Consider the following 18,471-nt stretch of genomic DNA (forward strand, 5'->3'; position numbering starts at 1 on the left):
AAATGGAACAACAAGAACGTGCGCTTTTAATAATCGCATCTAGATTATTAAATTATCCCGATGATCATTTTTTTGAGGAAAAACATGATATTTATGATTGTTTGGAAGAAAATATACTATCAACGGAATTACGGGATAAGTTGAATACAGCATTGACAACTTTATATGGCTATTCCTTACAAGACCTAAGAGAACTATATGTAGCAACATTTGATTTGAAAGCAAAACATGGACTCTATTTAACTGCACATGAATTAGGTGACAGCAATAAACGGGGTGCAGCCTTAATTAAATTGCAAAACATCATCGCAAGCGCGGGGTTTGAAAGAATTGATGATGAATTAGCCGACTATATGCCGATGCTCTTTGAATTCCTGGCGGCAGCACCTGCCAGCCAGGAAAATGAGCGTTTGGTAAGACGTCTAGCTGTTGCTATTCAACGAATTCTAAACAATTTGCCTAACAACAACCCATATTTTCATATACTTTCGATTTTAATGGAGTTTATTTTCCCAGAACCAACGAAAGAAGAAATCGAAAAACTGGAATTTGACAGGGAAGAGGCTGATTTAGAAGAATTACCATATCCGATCATGTACCACTAACTAGTAAATGATAAGGTAATGAAAAGGAGGAACACAGATGGATTCTATTTTTTGGTGGGTTATTTTTCCTTATATCACTGTAGCGATCATGATCTTTGGTCTTCTTTATCGCTTTGCTTTCCGGCAATTAACATGGGCAGCACCTTCAACAGAGTTTTTTGAAAAAAAATGGCTACGTATTGGATCCCCTTTATTTCATTGGGGAATTGTCTTAGCCTTTATCGGACACATAATGGGAATGGTTATACCAAGAGGTTTTTATCTTTCCTTAGGAATACCAGATGAATTGTACCATCTCGGAGCTATTTTCGGCGGTGGGCTTGCTGGTCTAATGGTTGTTGTTGGATTAATTATATTGCTGATCCGGAAAATGACAATTGATCCTGTTCGTGTACATGCAACATTCGCAGATTTTTTCTCTGTTATCGCATTACTTGTTGTTGCCGGGTTAGGTGCATATATGACGATTATTTACAATACAACCGTTGTAGAATATGAATATCGAACTACCATCGGTCCTTGGTTTAGAAGTCTTTTCGTATTCCAGCCCAAGTATCAATTAATGGAAGCTGTGCCACTAATTTTTAGAATACACATTATCGCGGCTTTCGCATTGTTTGCATCAATACCATTTACGAGACTAGTACATTTTTACAGTTTACCTGTCCGGTATTTGGACCGAGCACCACAACAATATCGCTCGAGAGCACAGTACCAAAAGGGCAGTAAAATTGATTAAAACCGTTACTATGTATTATTTATGAAAGAACTGGAGGATGAAGAATCTAATCCCCAGTTCTTTTTTCTGTTAGATAAGAAATCCAAATGTATAATTGCTCTGTTTCAGGGATATTTGATGACAAATTAGTTGAAACTAAAAAATGAATTGACTGATGAAAAAGGAGCGAATAGCGATGGCGGAGAACATTAGGATGCCACAATTTCCTGAGCCCTATTGGCGAGATTCTGTTGACCTCCCAACATTCCCAAAACTAAAAGAATCGACCAATGTTGATGTAGGTATTGTTGGTGGTGGAATTGTTGGGATTACAGCGGCATATTTACTAGCAAAACAAAACATGAAAGTGGCCTTACTTGATGCGGGGGTTCTTTTAAATGGAACAACAGGGCATACAACAGCTAAAATAACAGCACAGCATGGTCTTATCTATGATGAATTCATCCAGCATTTTGGGATAGAAAAAACTGCTTTATATTATCAAGCGTGCATCGAAGCAAAAAAACTAATAGAAGAAAATATAAAAGAGCATGATATCTCCTGTGATTATAAAACGGAAGATGCCTGTATTTTCACAAATTCCAACACATACTTATCCCAATTAAAAGCCGAAAAAAAAGCATATGACCAGCTTGATATACCAAGTGAATTAACGGATAACATCCCTTTAAACATTCCAATTAAATCAGCATTAATTATGAAAGATCAGGCACAGTTTCATCCACTAAAATATTTAAAAGTGCTTGTAGAGGAAGCTGTAAAAAATGGTTTGGAAATTTATGAACAAACAACAGCAGTTGACGTTGAATATAACAAACATCCAGCAATTGTAACACGTGATGGTCATCGTGTTTCATGTCGATTTGTAATAGAAGCGTCACATTATCCATTTTATGATGGCCAAGGGTTTTACCCGACTCGTATGTACCCTGAACGAGCCTATGTCATTGCAATTAAAACACCAAAAAAGTTCCCAGGCGGTATGTATCTTAATGCTGAATCACCAACACGATCCATACGAAATGTTAATGTTAATGGTGAGGATCTGTGGCTAATTGTAGGTGAAAATCATAAAACAGGTCAAGGCAAGTCAACAATGGATCATTACCAGGCGTTAGCAGATTATGCGGAAACTCATTTTGGTATATCCGAATATGTTTATCGTTGGTCAACACAAGATCTAACAACATTGGATAAAGTTCCATATATCGGTCCTGTCACAGAAAAACAGGATTCAGTCTTTGTCGCTACAGGGTTTCGTAAATGGGGAATGACAAGCGGTACCATTGCCGCAAAAACTATTAGCGACTTGATTATTAAAGAAAAAAGTCTATACGAGGAACTTTTTTCACCGTCACGCTTTCAAGCAGATCCTGCCATTCGAAAATTCACAAGCACAAATGCTGACGTCGCAAAACATTTGATTAAAGGGAAGCTTGAATATACCAATGATAATATAAAGGACCTAGCACCTGACGAAGCAACCGTCACCCGTATAAATGGTCAGCGTACAGGCGTATATAAAGATATGGATAGTAAACTTTATGCAGTTGATACTACATGCAAACATTTAGGCTGTGAAGTCAACTGGAATTCGGGTGACCGTTCATGGGATTGTCCTTGTCACGGATCAAGGTATTCCTATACTGGTGAAGTTATCGAAGGACCAGCAAAAGAATCATTAAATAAAATTGAACTAGAATAGTAAAAGCAGCCTTATTGGTTGCTTTTTTAGTTAACTAAATTGAAAATTAGATATAAATTTTACAAAATCACTTTCTAGCTGATGATCATATTTGTAAACAATATACATACTCGCGGTCGGCAGATTCATAAATGGAACCGGAACTTCTAATAATCTTCCCTCCATCATTTCTCGATTAATGATGGATTTAGGTAAAAAACTAACTCCAATTCCTTCTAGTACAAAACGTTTTGTGATATGCGATTGATTAACCTTCATTAGTTTATAAGTATTTACAGAGGCTTTTAATTGTTCCTTTATGGAGCCCCAATATGCAGGATGATTGTCAGAAAAAATAATATGACCCTCTAGGAGTCCCCGAGCATCAATAATTGGGCCCGTTTCTGCGTCATAGCCATCGTGACTACATACAAGGCTAACGGGTTCTTCATAAAATTTTACGGAATTAACTGTTGAGAGTCCTGGCAGGCACGATAATCCAATATCGACTTCACCACTGAATACTACATTGGAAATCTGCTCTGATTCCAATACTTGAATAGACAGTTCTACATGGGGATACCGCTCTGTATATTGACGTAAAATACTTGGTAAAATCGTATCTGCCAACAATGCTGAGATTGCAACACGAATCGTTTTATAATAACCCTGTTGAAAACGATTGATCGTGTTGATGCTTTTATTATATTGAGCTATTATTTCTTTTGCTTCGATGTAAAACAACCTACCAAGCTCCGTCAATGCGATATTTCTTCCACTTTTAATAAACAATTTGTTTCCTAATTCCTTTTCTAGTTGCCTTATTTGAAACGTTACAGCCGGCTGAGTGATAAACATTTTTTCTGCAACCATTCGAAAATTTTCACACTCAGCAGCTAAAATAAACATTTCTAATGTGCGCATATCCATGATGACACCTCAATCAATAAAATTTATTTATTATTATACAAGAAAATATTAAATTTTCATAATTATAGTTATGGTTTAAACTTATAGTCAGGTAAAGGAAAGGGGAGGGAACAATGTATCAACCAGGATTAAAAGGAGTAACAGCTGTAGAAACTACACTAAGCCACATTGATGGTAAAAATGGCATGTTGCTCTATCGCGGACTACCAATACAACAATTTGTAAACGATCATACCTTTGAAGAAACCGCATTTTATTTATTACACGGAACTTTTCCGACTGAAGAAAACATAGCAATATTTCAATCTGATTTAATAGCAAATCGAGATCTACCAATGTACATGAAATATATCATCGATAATTTACCAGCCGAGCAATCCATGATGGACGTATTGAGAACAGCAATTTCGTCGATAACAAATGGTGTTTCTAATATTGATAACGCTGTTCAATTAATTGCGATTTTCCCAACAATTATTGCATACCGTTACAGGAAATTAAGAGATTTGACCGAGATTAAACCAGACGCCAAACGTAATCATGTAGAGAATTTCATGTATATGCTTACCGGGAATGTAAATAAAAATCACGTACACCTACTTGAAGCATATCTGATCATGACGATGGAACATGGCTTGAATGCATCCACATTTGCTGCAAGAGTCACAATATCAACCCAAAGTGATCTTATATCAGCAGTCACATCAGCAATTGGTACGATGAAAGGACCATTACATGGAGGCGCGCCTTCGGGAGTAATTGATCTTTTAGGTGAAATAAGTTCGGAAAATCACATAAGTGAAACAATTCACAAAAAACTCAAGAATAAAGAAAGAATTATGGGATTCGGGCATCGTGTATATAAAACAATTGACCCACGAGCAGAAGCGCTTAAAGAAAAGATATTAACATTAGATAACGTACCAAATTGGGTTGAATTAGCATTAAAAACTGAAAAAGAAACGATCGAAATATTAAAATCATATAAGCCAGGGCAAAAATTATACACAAATGTTGAATATTATGCAGCAGCAATTATGAAATCAATAAATTTAGATTCAGAGTTATTCACAGCAATTTTTAGTTCCAGTAGAATTATTGGCTGGTGCGCACATGCAATTGAGCAAGCAAACAATAATACAATATTTCGGCCAAGTGCTAACTATATTGGTAAATAAAAATATACAGCGAAAATTCACGGTTTATAAACCGTGAATTTTTTATTTTGTCTCACTATCACTAGTATACTTTGATATTGAGATAAGAATCAGTGATTATAATACAACTTCCTATAATATATATTATGTCTACTAGAAAAACGACATAAAAAATTAGGATAATATATTTACCCTAAATATTGACCAGCCCTCTTTTTATTTTTTTCTTTTTGCTAAAGCATTTTTATGCTTTTTATATTTCTTGTCCTTCAGTTGATCAATTGGTAATGTCTCCAATTGAAATGAGTTTACCGCTCAAATTGGCAAACAGCCGTGGATTAATCCATATAACCAGATCTGAGTAACGTTTCGATAATTCAAACGATCTTTTGATATGTTTCTTTATTACAGATCACATATAATTCCGCATCATCAGGTATCTTTTCATTTAATCGTCTGTTAATATCTAATTGCTCATGATCTGCGATTAATGTTGCGCCCTGATCTAGCAAGTCATGAAACGCATCTTGATAGGTTACCCATTTTTCCTGTTTTGTAAGCTTGAAAAGATCTTCACCATGTTGCCTACTAATTAATTGCGAATATACTTTAGTAACACCTTTATACATTGCAGAACGGACTGCTAAGCTAGAGATTGTTTCTTGGGACAATATAAACTCATCGACTTTCACATGCGAAAAATTTGAGACGTGTTTTTCTATCAATATTTCAACTGTTGTATGTACCATTGGTGCTAATCGCTCCACTATTATTGCAATGGTTAACGTCCTAGCATCGCGTAAGGATGGGTCTTGAATGTTGTCATCCGAAAATATTATCACTGACTTTGCCTTGGCAATATTTGCTTTTTCAAAAGTCTCTTCCTCCGACAAATCCCCTTGAACATAATGAACTCTATCAGACGCTATATCAATCGGTGATTTTGGCAACGTATCAATGATCACAACTTCCACAGAAAAATTCGAATTTAAAATTTCGCGTACAGCAGATTCCGTTTTCTTTCCCCACCCAATAATAATAATGTGATTCTCTTTTGTATAGTCCACTTTACCTTCCTCCTTTTTCCGTCTAAAAATAGTAAATGCATCAATAATTTTTCCAATAACTACCCCCAATAAACCGATCCCTATTAAATACATAAGTACAGCAAATAGTTTTCCAGATAAAGTTATTGGAGAATAATCACCATAACCTACAGTGGCAAAGGTTGTCATGACAAAGTAGAAGGAATTTAGTAGACTTTCAAAGTTATCTGGTTCTAACCAATAAACAATAAAGGTGCACAAAGCAACAAAAATAACGGTAGATAGAAATAATGTCAGGTTTCTCATCTTAATTAAATTTAATCCCAACTTTACAAAAAAGTGCACAGACCTTTCCCTCCCTTATATGTAATAGTTTGGATCCCTTGTCTCCGTACTAGTATAGTATACCCTCTTGGAGATTAGAAATCATTACGTTTCTACTCTATCTTTACAACATAACAAAAACCATTACAAATAGAATGGTTCCAGACTACGTAAAATTCAAACTCAAAACGAACTGTAAAATACGATCCTCTGCTGCTTAAAAGTAAATAAAATGATAAAACAGCAACTGAATTTTCATGCGCTAAGACAGATAGTATAAATTAGCTAACTTTCATCTCTATCCCCTCCCCACCTTTCCTGTAATTGTTGTATCTCTTCTTTATGAGTAATCTTCTCTTTAGGCGTTTCCAAAACGAACGGAATTTCCGCTAATTGTGGTGTCTTAATAAGCTGGTCAAATTGTACCTCGGTTATGTATCCTTGATGGCCAAAAATATTGGCATGACGGTCTTTTCCTAAGCCGGTATCGTATTTTGAGTTATTAAAATGAATCACTTTCAACTGTTTAAAATACCCAAGTTTCGTTCCTTTCTCCATCACATTCTCCCAATTTTCACCATTCCATAATCCACTTGCAAAAGAGTGACACGTGTCAAGACAAAATCCGATTTTTTCAGAGTAGTCACATAGATTGCGAATCTGGACAAGTTCTTCTAATGTCGTTCCAATCGACCCAGGTTTACCTGCATCGTTTTCCAACAGTATTTTACAATTACCTTTCCATTCACCCAGAACGTCATTTAACATGTCTATCATTAATCGATAACTTGCTAACGGATCATCCCGGCTGATCTGCTTGCCAAAGTGTACAACTACACCGATTGACCCACATGCATCAGCAATTTCTAAATCATTTCGTAACGACTGAATAACATCATTTCTTTTCTGATCACTTTTTGGCGTTAAACTTGTGGGATAAGGCATATGTGCAACAGACTCAAGACCATTCTCTACACAAAATTTTTTACATAGCATTGCGTCTTCCCTGTTAAAATCTTTTACAGACAAACTCCTTGGGTTTTTCGGGAAATATTGAAAAGCTGAAGCGTTGATCGATGCAGCTAGTTTTGCTGCCCCTAAATAACCATCTTTTATCGAAACATGACTGCCAAATTTCATGAAATCTCCACCTAACGTTGACATTCTGTACAGTAAAACGTTTTTCGAGACGAAATTTCATCTTTAATAATTGTTCCGCCACACCGCTTACATGCTTCTCCTTCACGGTTGTAAACATATGTATTATAACCACCTGTTTTGGAATCTCCCCTAAATAGAGGTTGATCCATGTAACCACCATATTGAATCGCTTGTTGAAGAACAAAGCGGATAGATTGATACAATTGAACCTTCTCATTGTTATCCAGTTCATTCATTTTCCGTTCTGGCAACAACTGTGCATACCAAGCAATTTCATCCGAATAACGATTCCCAATTCCTGATAAAAATTCTTGATCAACAAGGGTTGTTTTCACTTTGCCCCTTCTATCTTTAACAAGGTCCAAAAAAGAGTTAAGCGAAAAATTCACGTCTAATGGCTCTGGACCTAAATCTTTTAATTCTTCTTTTACCTCGTCCGCTGAAAAAAGATGAAGATACCCTAACCTTAATCCGATAAAATAAAGATGATAGTCACCAAAAGATAACTGCACTTGAATGGTACGATCCGGTTTTTCATCTGCTGTTCCATAAAACATCCAGCCGCCAAGCATGAGATGCAGCAGTAAATAAGAGCCATTTTCGAGGTGAAAAAGTAAATATTTAGCTCTTCTTTCAATAGCCACAATCCTTTGATTTTGTACTATATTTTTAAAAACTTTTGGCTCTACATTTATTGATTTCTCTCGATTAATAGCTACTTCAGTTACTTTGTTACCTTCTATCTTTTGTGTTAGTAATGACTTATACGTTTCCATTTCTGGTAGTTCCGGCATTTTTGAGCCTCCATAATCAAGCATTTATTATATTATTACCTAATTATTGTTGTTGTATCAATTATAAAATGAGCCTAACGGATTGCAGACCTCATAATATTGCTCTTTTTCTTTTATACGTTCGCTTCTATCATATCTATTTCAACTTTTTCATCCGCTATTTCTTTAATGGCTTGTCAGTAACATCTCGTTAAAAATAAACAATGTATAATCGCCATTTAATAATTATTATCTAAACAGATAGTATTTCTGCACATTTCGCTTTGACTATATATATGTCCGATACGAATTCAGTTGGCAATCATATAATAGTAGCAACCCCATTTGAAAAAGGAGGTAATTTTAGATGAGTTACGGTGGTAACAATGGATTCGCGTTAATTGTTGTCCTCTTTATCTTGCTTATAATTGTCGGAGCAAGCTATGTAGGTGGCGGATATGGCGGTTATTAAGATTTAGGTCGATAAGTTAATGCCCCTTTCAGACATGTTTACAAAAGATGGGAGAGCCTTTTACGGTTCTCCCCAGCTTTTTCTCATAAACTATGTCGGTATCCTTTCAACCAAATTATTGCATCATTAGGAAAAAACAATGATCGTTTTTTATTCTAACTCACTTGAAATTAGTAAAGCCAAATCGCTTCCCCTAGTAATGTTATTTGAAAGTAAACAAACCTTTTTTCATTTCTAGTCCTTATGTGTACAAGCAATGCATATATTTTAATAAGTACGGTTCAGGAGGAAAAAGATGTTTACCATTTTAGAAAAAACGATTGTCGGCATGGCGCTGTTACGTATACTATCAGGATGTATCGAAGTTTTTGCTGCGTATCTCATGATCCGCTTCAATGATATTGAAAAAGCACTTATTATTAATACTTCACTTGCTCTAATTGGCCCTTTAATTTTAGCCATAACAACTGCAATTGGCATATTGGGAATTGCCGACAAGCTATCATTTGGAAAGTTTTTTTGGATTATTTTAGGTGTAGGATTTATTATTTACGGGATAAAAAGTAACGGATGATCCATTACATAAAAGTTGTATACCCTACATCACAAAATTCTTCGTCTGCTTGCGATCCATAATTCGCCCAAGTATCTCTTCTACATACATGGAAAAAGCCGGATTTGTACGCTGACGCGGTCTTGGTAAATTAATGGTTTGATTTAAGCTTATGGTTCCGTTTTCAATTAGAACGACCCGATCTGCCATTGCAACAGCTTCTTCTACATCATGGGTTACAAGGATAGACGTAAACTTACTTTTTTGCCATAGTGATCTAATCAAATCCTGCATTTCAATTCGGGTAAGCGCATCAAGCGCCCCTAATGGCTCATCAAACAACAAGAGTGATGGGTCATGTACCAGCGCTCTTGCCAGTGCCACCCGCTGTTTTTGTCCACCTGATAGTTTTGCTGGGTATTCTTTCATCCGATCCTTAAGTCCGACCTGCTTTAAAGCTACCTTTGCCTTCTCTTTCGCATTCTTTGGCAGTCCAATACAAACGTTATCGATGACACGCTTCCAGGGTAAGAGTCGGCCATCCTGAAACATGATCCGTGCATGTTCGTTTAATTGTTTAAGGGGTTTATCATTAACTAGGATTTCCCCATCATTGGTTCCTTCTAATCCAGCAATTAATCGGAGTAACGTACTTTTGCCACATCCGCTCTTCCCAACAATAGCAACAAATTCTCCTTTCTTAATGGTAAGATCTAATCCCTCTAAAACAGTCCGATCCGCATAGCTCTTTCCAATGTTCTGTAGCAATATATGATTTTTTTGGTTTTGATCAGGGACTACTCTCATTCCTTCTTCCGCTCCTAAATCCATTACGTATTCCATTGAAGTAACCTCCGTTCTAATGACCTCGCAATGACGTCTGATAATTTCCCAAACAAGGCATATAAAACAATGCTAAGCACAATAACATCCATCTGCATAAACTCTCTAGCGTTCATTGCCATGTAACCAATTCCGGAATGAGCAGAAATTGTCTCCGCTACAATCAGCGTTAACCACATAACCCCAAGCGAAAAACGAACGCCTACAAGAATCGAAGACATTGCACCTGGAAGGATAACATTAAAGAATAATGCTCCCCCTTTTAACCCGTAAGCTTTACCCATTTCGATTAATCCTTTATCAACCGACTTAATACCATGATAAGTGTTAATGTAAACTGGGAATAAAACCCCTAATGCTACTAAAAAGACTTTCGAGGTTTCATCAATACCAAACCACAGAATAACTAGCGGGATTAAAGCTAAATGTGGAATGTTTCTGAGCATTTGGATGGAAGTATCAAAAAGTAGGTCGGCAATGCGAAATACACCATTAAATAAACCAAACAAAAAGCCGATAATACCACCAATAAGAAATCCCGCTAATGCTCTTGTAAGACTTATCGAAACATGGCTGAATAATTCACCTGTTGAAAATAATCCAATTGCAGCTTCGAAAACTTTTGTTGGTGCTGGTAGTATCCGTTCTGGGATAACTCCTATCCATGAAAGAAACTGCCATCCGAATAACAATAGCATTGGTATAAGCCATGGTATACTTTTTATCGCCATCTCCTTTAGTCTGGGTCTCACAAGTCTGATCCCCCTTCCTTATTTCGATTGTTCTTTCATAACATCCGCTACGCTAATTTTTTTCGGAATAATGTCTAAACGATAAAACGTATCAGCAATCTCCTGTTGCTCCTTAATAATATCCCCGCTGATTGGATCAACACCGTAAATGCGTCGCTCGATAGCTTTTGTAATCGCATCTTCCTCGATATTTAAAATTGGAGTAAGCATTTCTGTCAATTCTTCATGATTATTGTTCGACCAATCAGATGATTTTTTTACCTCCTCCATAATGACGTCAATTTGATCTTGATGATCTTCAGCGAATGGTTCTGTCGTTATAAAAAAATCTCGATCCGTTGTAAAACCTTCTCCATTCACAAGTAACCTTGCATCCGAATAGAGTTCAGTTGATGCTGTATATGGATCCCAAACGACCATGGCATCTACATCCCCTTGTTCAAACGCAATCCGTGCATCCCCTGGAGTTAGAAAAGCAGGTGTTATGTCAGCGTACTCTAAACCGGATTTTTCCAGGGCTTTTACAATTAAATAATGGGAACTTGATCCTTTTGCAAAGCTTACTGTTTTATCTTTTAGGTCAGCAATTTTGTCTATATCTGAATCTTTTGGAACGAGGATACCACTTCCTCTAAATTTCGATTTTCCGGCGGCAACAATCTGGAATGGCGTCTTTGCAGCTTGGGCAAAAATAACGGGTGAATTCCCAGTTCTCCCAAAATCAATACTTCCTGCATTCAATGCCTCGACTAGTGCCGGACCGGCCTGAAATTCCTTCCATTCCACTGTATAGCCAAGCGATTCCATCCGTTCATCTAGCGTTCCCAGTGACTTCAAAATAACAAGTGGACCATTCTTTTGATAGCCAATCCGAATAACCCGATCTTGCTCAGAATCAGCAGAAGCATTATCACTTATGTTACACCCTGTCGCTACAATACATAAAAAGCAAAAGATCAGTAGTGAAGTCCATTTTCTCATATCCCTTAATCCTCATCCTTTTATCAGTGAATTTATATCTGTTCTTAGCCTATGTATAAATGGCGCATAGGTTCCTGTCCCGGTTAAATCAAGTTTGGATATTTTATCCCATTTTAGGAAAACTAAATGAGCGGAGGCGGGAGTACGCATTTTTTAACGTATGGATTTCGCCCTATCAATATTAAATACAGGGGGTTATACAATGGGTATGTTAAACAGTAAACCACAGGAGGAGCCGCTTCACTCCGGAGAAGTGTTTCATCTTTGGTCATACTTACACAGCTCAAAAGCAGTACTTGTTACCATGCAGGTTTTGATTAATCATACAGGTGATAATGATTTAAAGATCTTTTTAGAAGATCTCCTAGAAAGCGGATTTACGCAGGAAGAACAACAGGTTGAAGCTATATTAAAGGAAACTGGGATTCGCCTGCCACCCGCCCCTCCAGATCGCCCCAATGTAGAAGTACAGGATATCCCGGCGGGGGCTCGGTTTAATGATCAAGAAATTGCAAGCCTTGTACAAAAAGAGTTAATGACGGGGAAAATATTTTGTAGTTATATTATGGGAATATCTATTAGAGAGGACATCAGAACTATGTTTGCAGAATTTCATACACAAAAGGAAGAGTATGAGGTGAAACTTATGAAGGTAATGAAGGAAAAAGGCTGGATCGTTTCTCCACCAATTAATGTAAAATAAACGACAATCTATTCAAGGAGTTGGAGAAGAAAGTGAAAACCAAAAATAAGGGCATGACCATCATCGCTATCGGATCCATCCCATTAATTATGACCTTAGGAAATTCAATGTTAATACCGATGCTGCCGGAAATGAAATCCTCCTTAAAGCTAACACAAATGCAGGTTAGCTTAACGATTACCGTTTTTTCAATTGCGGCTGCTATTTTAATTCCAATAATCGGTTATCTTTCTGACAGATTTTCACGAAAAATTATTATTGTTCCTTCCTTAGTACTATTTGGGGTTGGCGGATTACTTGCAGGGGTTGGTGCTGCTTTTTTTTCGCATTCTTACATGTGGATTTTAATTGGCAGAACGATACAAGGAATTGGTGCAGCGGGGACAGCACCAATCGCTATGGCCTTAACTGGTGATTTATTTAAAGGAAGCGAGCAAAGTCGTGTGCTGGGGATTTTTGAATCATCTAATGGATTAGGAAAAGTTCTATCACCTGTTCTTGGGTCGCTTTTTGCCTTGATCACATGGTTTTCTGTCTTCTTTGTGTTTCCGGTTCTTAGTTTAATTTCGGCTCTTCTCGTATTCATTTTTGTTAAAGAAAAAAGCAACCGGCAGACACCGCCACCCTTTCCGAAGTATGTTCGCGGTTTATTAAGTGTATTTAAACATGAAGGAAGATGGATTTTTACGACGTATCTGGCAGGAGGAACTTGTCTATTTACCCTTTTTGGGATCCTTTTTTATTTATCCGACATTCTTGAGAAAACATATCAGATTGACGGATTCATGAAGGGACTTATATTAGCGATCCCGTTACTTGTTATGGTAACAACATCATATATCACCGGGAGCAAAATCGGTAAGAACTTAGAACGGATGAAAAAACTTACTGTAATCGGTTTTTGCCTGATGACTATTTCCTATGGATCACTTGTATTTCTGGAAAAATTAATTCCGTTTTTAGCTGTACTTGCAATTAGTAGTGTTGGGGCAGGGCTCATTCTCCCATGTGTCAATAGTATTATTACCGGTGCTGTTGGGAAAGAGCGCCGTGGCTTTGTCACATCCTTATATGGATCTGTCCGTTTTCTTGGTGTTGCACTTGGCCCCCCAATTTTCTCTCGTTTAATGGATTGGTCAAAGACTGGGATGTTTCTGTCAATCGCTGCATTTACACTGCTTGTGGGTTTACTTGTGTTACTCTTACTTCATGTAAAAGGAAAGGATGGAAAAGAGAATAAAAAAACAGTCTTCCGTTACAACTATATGTAAAAATTTAAGGTTTCTTTCTCCACCCAAGCGTATAGCTTTGATAAAATGTCAGGTTACAAACATAATCCACTATCCTCGTTGATATCCATTGACTAGTAAAAGCAAGCAAAATAATTTTCCAGTCAATAATCATTGCCGTAACAAGAAAGACAAGACAATTAATGTAAAAGAGCGGCTTTCCAGGCAGGATCTCCCGTCCAGAAGCAATGATGAGAGCCACTACTCCTACACCACCGTTGGAGACCTCCTGGCGCATCAACATCCCGATCCCTGTTCCAAGGAGAATCGAACCAAGTACAAGATCAACAATTAAATTCCGATCTAAAACAATAAACTGTTCGAAAAACTGAACGGAGACAGATGTCATCGTAATCCCAGTAATTGTCCATAAAACAAATCGCTTCCCAAAATAATTAACACCAAGGAGAAGCATGGAAAAATTAACAATCCAAAGTGCTAGTCCATAACTAAGGCCGAACCAGTAGTTTAACAGAATAGCTATTCCCCCTGCTCCCCCAGATGGTATTGAATTAGGAAATAAGAACAGACCCATCCCAAGCCCTTGAATAGCTCCTCCAGCTAATACTAGTCCATTTTTTATCAAAAATTGTCTCATTAGGCTCCTCCTCAAGGTTTCATTTGCAGGATGGACAACTTCCCTTCTTATACTTATTCAATTAAATCGGGAAAAATGTTTTTAATAGGGAATACAAACAAACCGTGGATTTGTCTCAAGCATATACTAGTAAAGCTTATCAAATGATTTCTATAAGGAGATGATATGATGCGTGTAGAAAGGGAAAATAGGATGGGTGGGCCGCGATTTTGCCTATTTCCAGGTTACAACTGGTGTGGACCAGGTTGCAGTGGCCCAGGAGCTCCAGTAAATGCTGTTGATGCTGCCTGTAAAGCGCATGATTTGTGTTACCGGAAGTCCGGCGCGTCATGCAGATGTGATCAGGAATTTCTTCACCGTCTACAACCGCTGATAAACCCTCGTACTCCAGAAGGACGTCACGCCCGGACAATCTACCGTTATATGAGATTACAATCATTATTTACGTGTTAATCCAGTCAAAGTAAAGCAAAACAAAAAATCAGGAAAAAACGAGGTTGACAATGGGAATAAACTAACTACGCAAATTTCATTTATTTAAAGATGCGATTTTTTCTCTATCCTTACCGCTATTTAAACATAAACCATCAACGTTCTTAGACAAGTTTATTCCTTATATAACTTAAATAAGGAGAGGGGGAAGGTCCATGAAATATCTAGATTGGCATATGCTTGTTTTTGTTGGAGTAACACTAGTTCATGATTCTTGGATTTATTGGGGTTTTCCACAAATTGAATTTTGGGAAATGAAGCAGAAGTATATCAAAGAAAATGATGACAAGAATGACGGACCAAAAGCAGCTTAATCAATTCAACTGATGGAAAATACAATCAAATTGGGATGGGGGAAGTGTCTACCCATCCCTTTTCTCTCGCTGAATTAATCGCAACATTATGAATACATAAAAACTAACTTTACAAAAGCTTCTTTCCCTTCGCATAAAAACGCTTCATATCGTCCTCAGGAACAAGCGCACCACCTGTTGCCCATGCGATATGTGTTGCCTGTGTATGATTCAGGTTATGTTTCGCCATATAATTTGATTGAACCACCTCTTCTGGCCCTCGAAGACCCGCCGTTGCAGATGGCTCCAAATAAATATTTTCACTGTCAGCAAGCATATAGAGCAATTTATACAATTCGTCATCTTCAATCGTGTAAATTCCGCTAATTAAGTATTCACTTATTGATGTTGCAAACTTGGATGGCCGACCAACTGCCAATCCATCTGCCTCCGTATGATTATCAATTCCAAAATCTTGTACACACACATTCTCTTTTTCTCCCGTCATAATACCAATTAATACTGCCGGAGAATGCGTTGGTTCCACAAAGAAACAATGAACATGGTCACCAAATATCTGTTTTAATCCGAATGTAATCCCTCCTGGAGACCCCCCTACACCACAGGGTAAATATACGAATAATGGGTGCTCATGATCAACATTGATATTTTTTTCCTTCAATTGTCCTTGTAGTCGTAATGCCGCAACACTATATCCTAAAAACAAATGCTTCGAATCTTCGTCATCAACAAAATAACCTTTTGGATCAGCGAGCGTTTTTTGTCTGCCTTCATTTATTGCTTTACTAAAATCTCCAGCAAATTCAATAACTGTCGCACCATTTGCACGAAGTAAATCTTTTTTCCATTGCTTTGCATCTGCAGACATATAAACAGATACATGAAATCCTAGCTTCGCACTGATAATGCCAATGCTTAGTCCTAAATTTCCGGTCGAACCAACACCAATAGAGTACTGTTGAAAAAATCTTTTAAATTCTTCACTGGCAAAAGCTTCATAATTCGCACTTGTAGTGATTAGTCCCGCTTCTATGGCCAGTTTTTCTGCATACTGCAATACTTCATAGATCCCCCCTCTAGCTTTTATCGATCCAGCGATGGGCAGTTCATTGTCACATTTCAAGTAAAGTTCACCATCAAAAGTGGCGGAACTGTTTCGTTTAAGTGCGTTCTTCATTGCAGGAATCTTCCTTAATGGTGATTCAATAATACCATTTGTTTTCTTTGTTTCTGGGAATTCCTTTTCAAGAAACGGAATAAAACGCTTCCATAAATCTTCTGCTTCATTTATATCTTTTCTTTCCACTGGTAATTGCGGTAAATTTGCTGTTTGTTTTAAAAATGGATTTAACCAACATACAGGGTGTAAATCGATAATTTCACTTAATAACGGATAGTTAACTTTCCATTTAGATATTACTTTTTGTGAGAATACCATGAGATCCATCCCCTTCTGACCGATATTTTTATTTTCCCTCATTATATTAACTTTAACATAAAATGAATGATGCGTTGATCAAGATACTACTTCGGTACTTATTGGCAATGCTAAACCTAAAAAATAAAGGGTTATTTCTTTTTAACAGGACAAAATAGTTGTGTAGACAAATCCATTGAGTTTGTCTCACCAATTATGAGGAGGGCTTAAACATGGGTAAAAACAATAACAATTTTGATCGCAACAATCGTAACAACAATAAAGACAACAACAATCAGGAAATTAATAATGTTGAATTTGCGAATGAAAATGAATTTCTAGACGAGAATGATTTTAATAACAACAATAATCGAATTGATAATAATAACAGACGGAACAATCGTAAATAATTACACCAGAAACCTGTATTGCGAATGGCTCGATCATTCGCAATACAGGTTTTCTAATGCCAGGACCCTTAAGTATCAAGAACAATAAAAAGATCATCAACTATCTATTGATGATCTTTTTATTTGCTATACATTATTGTTGTTTATATTGAGGCTCTTCCGATTGCATATATTGCAAACGTGCATTTAGATTGTCAAGAACAGTTTGTTGTTGCTGTGCCATGTTTTGAAACATTTGTTTTGCGTTTTGATCTTGTGTTTCCAATGAGAAACTGTGTAAATTAGCAAGCGTACTTTCGCAGCTTGCAATGGTTTGTTGCATTTTTGTACCGACTGTCATGTCTAAATCACCTCCCTCCGTATTTAATTTCTCCAGTAACATTTTTTATATAAGTAAGTTTCTGATGAAAAAAATGCTAATCATACACCTAATTGTCATTACCTGGTTTATAATTAATTGGACCCTCGTCATGATTTATATTTGTTGTATCAACATCTAAATACCCTTTTTGATTCAACGTTGCTAACGTTACATGTTGCATTTGTTCAAGTGTAATATTATAGGATTGTAGCTGATTTTTTAGCCATTCTTTGTCTTTTTCGATATACCTTAAATTATGTTCAACTAATTCGCCATCAATAATAATTGGAATGGGTATAAACGTTGGACTTGGTGACATGTTTAAATCACTTGGTTGAAGTGGGCGTTTATCAGACATTGGAATTGCACTAAGCTGTCCGGTTTCTTCCAGCACCACCAACGCAAGTTCAGAAGCACTCGCATATCCCTTATTACGAAGTTGTCCTAGCAATTCTTCGACTGGAATTCTTACTTTACGAAGTCCTTGTTCATCAATATCTCCGTTTCTAACCAGTACAGTTGGTGAACTTGTAAGCACCCTTTTGAATTTATTATTTAAATTTAGAAAGGAAAAGATTAAATAGACAATCGAAATGGCTACAGCAAAATAGGAAGCAATTCCCAACCGTTTCGTTACAATCGGTTCCGAAATGACTGTCCCCAAAATCAAAACCACTAATAAATCAAAACTGGTCATTTCAGAAACTGCTTTTTTCCCCATAATACGTAATAAAATGTACCCAACAAGAAAAACCGCTATCGGTGTCCATATGTAAAGAAAAGCAAATTCCAATCTTATCACCTCACCATTAGTATGACCTAATTTATAATTTCTCATGAATTATCCAATAATAAATAGTGAAGGAG

Annotated in this window: 22 protein-coding genes; 11 read left to right on the forward strand and 11 right to left on the reverse strand. The window is 36.9% G+C overall.

From position 1 onward, the window contains the following. The first annotated feature begins 2 nt into the window (after nt 1-2). The 3 genes from narJ (at nt 3) to C8270_RS14245 (ending at nt 3,049) form a co-directional block, all read left to right on the forward strand. Entirely contained in the window at nt 3-605 is a 603-nt protein-coding gene (narJ, locus tag C8270_RS14235) for a nitrate reductase molybdenum cofactor assembly chaperone (RefSeq protein ID WP_106497469.1), read from the forward strand. Nucleotides 606-642: 37 nt separating this feature from the next. Next, nucleotides 643-1,344 (forward strand): respiratory nitrate reductase subunit gamma, encoded by a 702-nt coding sequence (gene narI, locus C8270_RS14240; protein WP_106497470.1) that lies wholly within the window; start codon nt 643-645, stop codon nt 1,342-1,344. A 175-nt stretch (nt 1,345-1,519) separates the two neighbouring features. Further along, nucleotides 1,520-3,049 (forward strand): FAD-dependent oxidoreductase, encoded by a 1,530-nt coding sequence (locus C8270_RS14245; RefSeq protein ID WP_106497471.1) that lies wholly within the window; start codon nt 1,520-1,522, stop codon nt 3,047-3,049. Nucleotides 3,050-3,079: 30 nt separating this feature from the next. On the opposite strand, the gene C8270_RS14250 is transcribed toward C8270_RS14245, so the two are convergent. Further along, nucleotides 3,080-3,958: a LysR family transcriptional regulator gene (locus C8270_RS14250; RefSeq protein WP_106497472.1), complete on the reverse strand. Its 879-nt coding sequence runs from the start codon at nt 3,956-3,958 to the stop codon at nt 3,080-3,082. A gap of 113 nt (nt 3,959-4,071) precedes the next feature. Between C8270_RS14250 and C8270_RS14255 the strand changes: the two genes are divergently transcribed. Further along, entirely contained in the window at nt 4,072-5,136 is a 1,065-nt protein-coding gene (locus tag C8270_RS14255) for a citrate/2-methylcitrate synthase (RefSeq protein ID WP_106497473.1), read from the forward strand. Nucleotides 5,137-5,492: 356 nt separating this feature from the next. On the opposite strand, the gene C8270_RS14260 is transcribed toward C8270_RS14255, so the two are convergent. The 3 genes from C8270_RS14260 to C8270_RS14270 all read right to left on the reverse strand — a co-directional run bounded on the left by C8270_RS14260 (nt 5,493) and on the right by C8270_RS14270 (nt 8,440). Beyond that, the gene (locus tag C8270_RS14260; protein ID WP_106497474.1) at nt 5,493-6,506 is read right to left on the reverse strand and encodes a potassium channel family protein; all 1,014 of its coding nucleotides are present in this window, start codon (nt 6,504-6,506) and stop codon (nt 5,493-5,495) included. Nucleotides 6,507-6,770: 264 nt separating this feature from the next. After that, complete coding sequence (locus tag C8270_RS14265; RefSeq protein ID WP_106497475.1) at nt 6,771-7,625, reverse strand: deoxyribonuclease IV; 855 nt, start codon at nt 7,623-7,625, stop codon at nt 6,771-6,773. A gap of 11 nt (nt 7,626-7,636) precedes the next feature. Beyond that, on the reverse strand, nt 7,637-8,440 hold the full coding sequence (locus C8270_RS14270) for an Fpg/Nei family DNA glycosylase (protein ID WP_106497476.1): 804 nt from the start codon (nt 8,438-8,440) through the stop codon (nt 7,637-7,639). 346 nt (nt 8,441-8,786) lie between these two features. On the opposite strand from C8270_RS14270, the gene C8270_RS14275 reads away from it, so the two are divergent. Continuing rightward, entirely contained in the window at nt 8,787-8,891 is a 105-nt protein-coding gene (locus C8270_RS14275) for a YjcZ family sporulation protein (protein ID WP_106497477.1), read from the forward strand. A 295-nt stretch (nt 8,892-9,186) separates the two neighbouring features. Next, on the forward strand, nt 9,187-9,465 hold the full coding sequence (locus C8270_RS14280) for a YqhV family protein (RefSeq protein ID WP_106497478.1): 279 nt from the start codon (nt 9,187-9,189) through the stop codon (nt 9,463-9,465). Between the two features lie 24 nt (nt 9,466-9,489). On the opposite strand, the gene C8270_RS14285 is transcribed toward C8270_RS14280, so the two are convergent. From C8270_RS14285 to C8270_RS14295, 3 genes are read right to left on the reverse strand one after another with little or no spacing between them, the layout of a single operon-like run. Further along, nucleotides 9,490-10,251, reverse strand: a complete 762-nt coding sequence (locus C8270_RS14285; RefSeq protein ID WP_106498549.1) for an ATP-binding cassette domain-containing protein — start codon at nt 10,249-10,251, stop codon at nt 9,490-9,492. 23 nt (nt 10,252-10,274) lie between these two features. Beyond that, the gene (locus C8270_RS14290) at nt 10,275-11,018 is read right to left on the reverse strand and encodes an ABC transporter permease subunit (protein ID WP_106497479.1); all 744 of its coding nucleotides are present in this window, start codon (nt 11,016-11,018) and stop codon (nt 10,275-10,277) included. A gap of 39 nt (nt 11,019-11,057) precedes the next feature. After that, a complete protein-coding gene (locus C8270_RS14295; protein ID WP_106497480.1) occupies nt 11,058-12,020 on the reverse strand; it encodes a sulfonate ABC transporter substrate-binding protein in 963 nt (320 codons plus the stop codon). A gap of 202 nt (nt 12,021-12,222) precedes the next feature. Here C8270_RS14295 and C8270_RS14300 point away from each other — a divergent pair, with 202 nt between their 5' ends. Together C8270_RS14300 and C8270_RS14305 are read left to right on the forward strand one after the other, a co-directional pair. Next, nucleotides 12,223-12,723 (forward strand): DUF3231 family protein, encoded by a 501-nt coding sequence (locus C8270_RS14300; RefSeq protein WP_106497481.1) that lies wholly within the window; start codon nt 12,223-12,225, stop codon nt 12,721-12,723. A 53-nt stretch (nt 12,724-12,776) separates the two neighbouring features. Next, nucleotides 12,777-13,994 (forward strand): MFS transporter, encoded by a 1,218-nt coding sequence (locus C8270_RS14305; RefSeq protein WP_106498550.1) that lies wholly within the window; start codon nt 12,777-12,779, stop codon nt 13,992-13,994. A 4-nt stretch (nt 13,995-13,998) separates the two neighbouring features. Here C8270_RS14305 and C8270_RS14310 read toward each other — a convergent pair whose 3' ends face one another. Then, the gene (locus tag C8270_RS14310) at nt 13,999-14,610 is read right to left on the reverse strand and encodes a YitT family protein (protein ID WP_106497482.1); all 612 of its coding nucleotides are present in this window, start codon (nt 14,608-14,610) and stop codon (nt 13,999-14,001) included. Nucleotides 14,611-14,802: 192 nt separating this feature from the next. Between C8270_RS14310 and C8270_RS14315 the strand changes: the two genes are divergently transcribed. Continuing rightward, nucleotides 14,803-15,063 (forward strand): phospholipase, encoded by a 261-nt coding sequence (locus C8270_RS14315; protein WP_325034783.1) that lies wholly within the window; start codon nt 14,803-14,805, stop codon nt 15,061-15,063. A 194-nt stretch (nt 15,064-15,257) separates the two neighbouring features. Beyond that, nucleotides 15,258-15,416 (forward strand): hypothetical protein, encoded by a 159-nt coding sequence (locus C8270_RS20080; RefSeq protein WP_158701736.1) that lies wholly within the window; start codon nt 15,258-15,260, stop codon nt 15,414-15,416. A 109-nt stretch (nt 15,417-15,525) separates the two neighbouring features. Here C8270_RS20080 and C8270_RS14320 read toward each other — a convergent pair whose 3' ends face one another. After that, nucleotides 15,526-16,854: a D-serine ammonia-lyase gene (locus tag C8270_RS14320; protein ID WP_106497484.1), complete on the reverse strand. Its 1,329-nt coding sequence runs from the start codon at nt 16,852-16,854 to the stop codon at nt 15,526-15,528. A gap of 212 nt (nt 16,855-17,066) precedes the next feature. Between C8270_RS14320 and C8270_RS20300 the strand changes: the two genes are divergently transcribed. Continuing rightward, the gene (locus C8270_RS20300; protein ID WP_199794682.1) at nt 17,067-17,243 is read left to right on the forward strand and encodes a hypothetical protein; all 177 of its coding nucleotides are present in this window, start codon (nt 17,067-17,069) and stop codon (nt 17,241-17,243) included. A gap of 133 nt (nt 17,244-17,376) precedes the next feature. Here the strand turns inward: C8270_RS20300 and C8270_RS14325 are convergent, their stop codons facing one another. Both C8270_RS14325 and C8270_RS14330 read right to left on the reverse strand, forming a co-directional pair. Then, a complete protein-coding gene (locus C8270_RS14325) occupies nt 17,377-17,625 on the reverse strand; it encodes a DUF1657 domain-containing protein (protein ID WP_442785808.1) in 249 nt (82 codons plus the stop codon). A 46-nt stretch (nt 17,626-17,671) separates the two neighbouring features. Beyond that, nucleotides 17,672-18,442 (reverse strand): DUF421 domain-containing protein, encoded by a 771-nt coding sequence (locus C8270_RS14330; protein WP_106497486.1) that lies wholly within the window; start codon nt 18,440-18,442, stop codon nt 17,672-17,674. Between the last annotated feature and the right edge of the window lie 29 nt (nt 18,443-18,471).

The organism is Lentibacillus sp. Marseille-P4043, assembly GCF_900258515.1.
Classification (GTDB): domain Bacteria; phylum Bacillota; class Bacilli; order Bacillales; family Amphibacillaceae; genus Lentibacillus_C.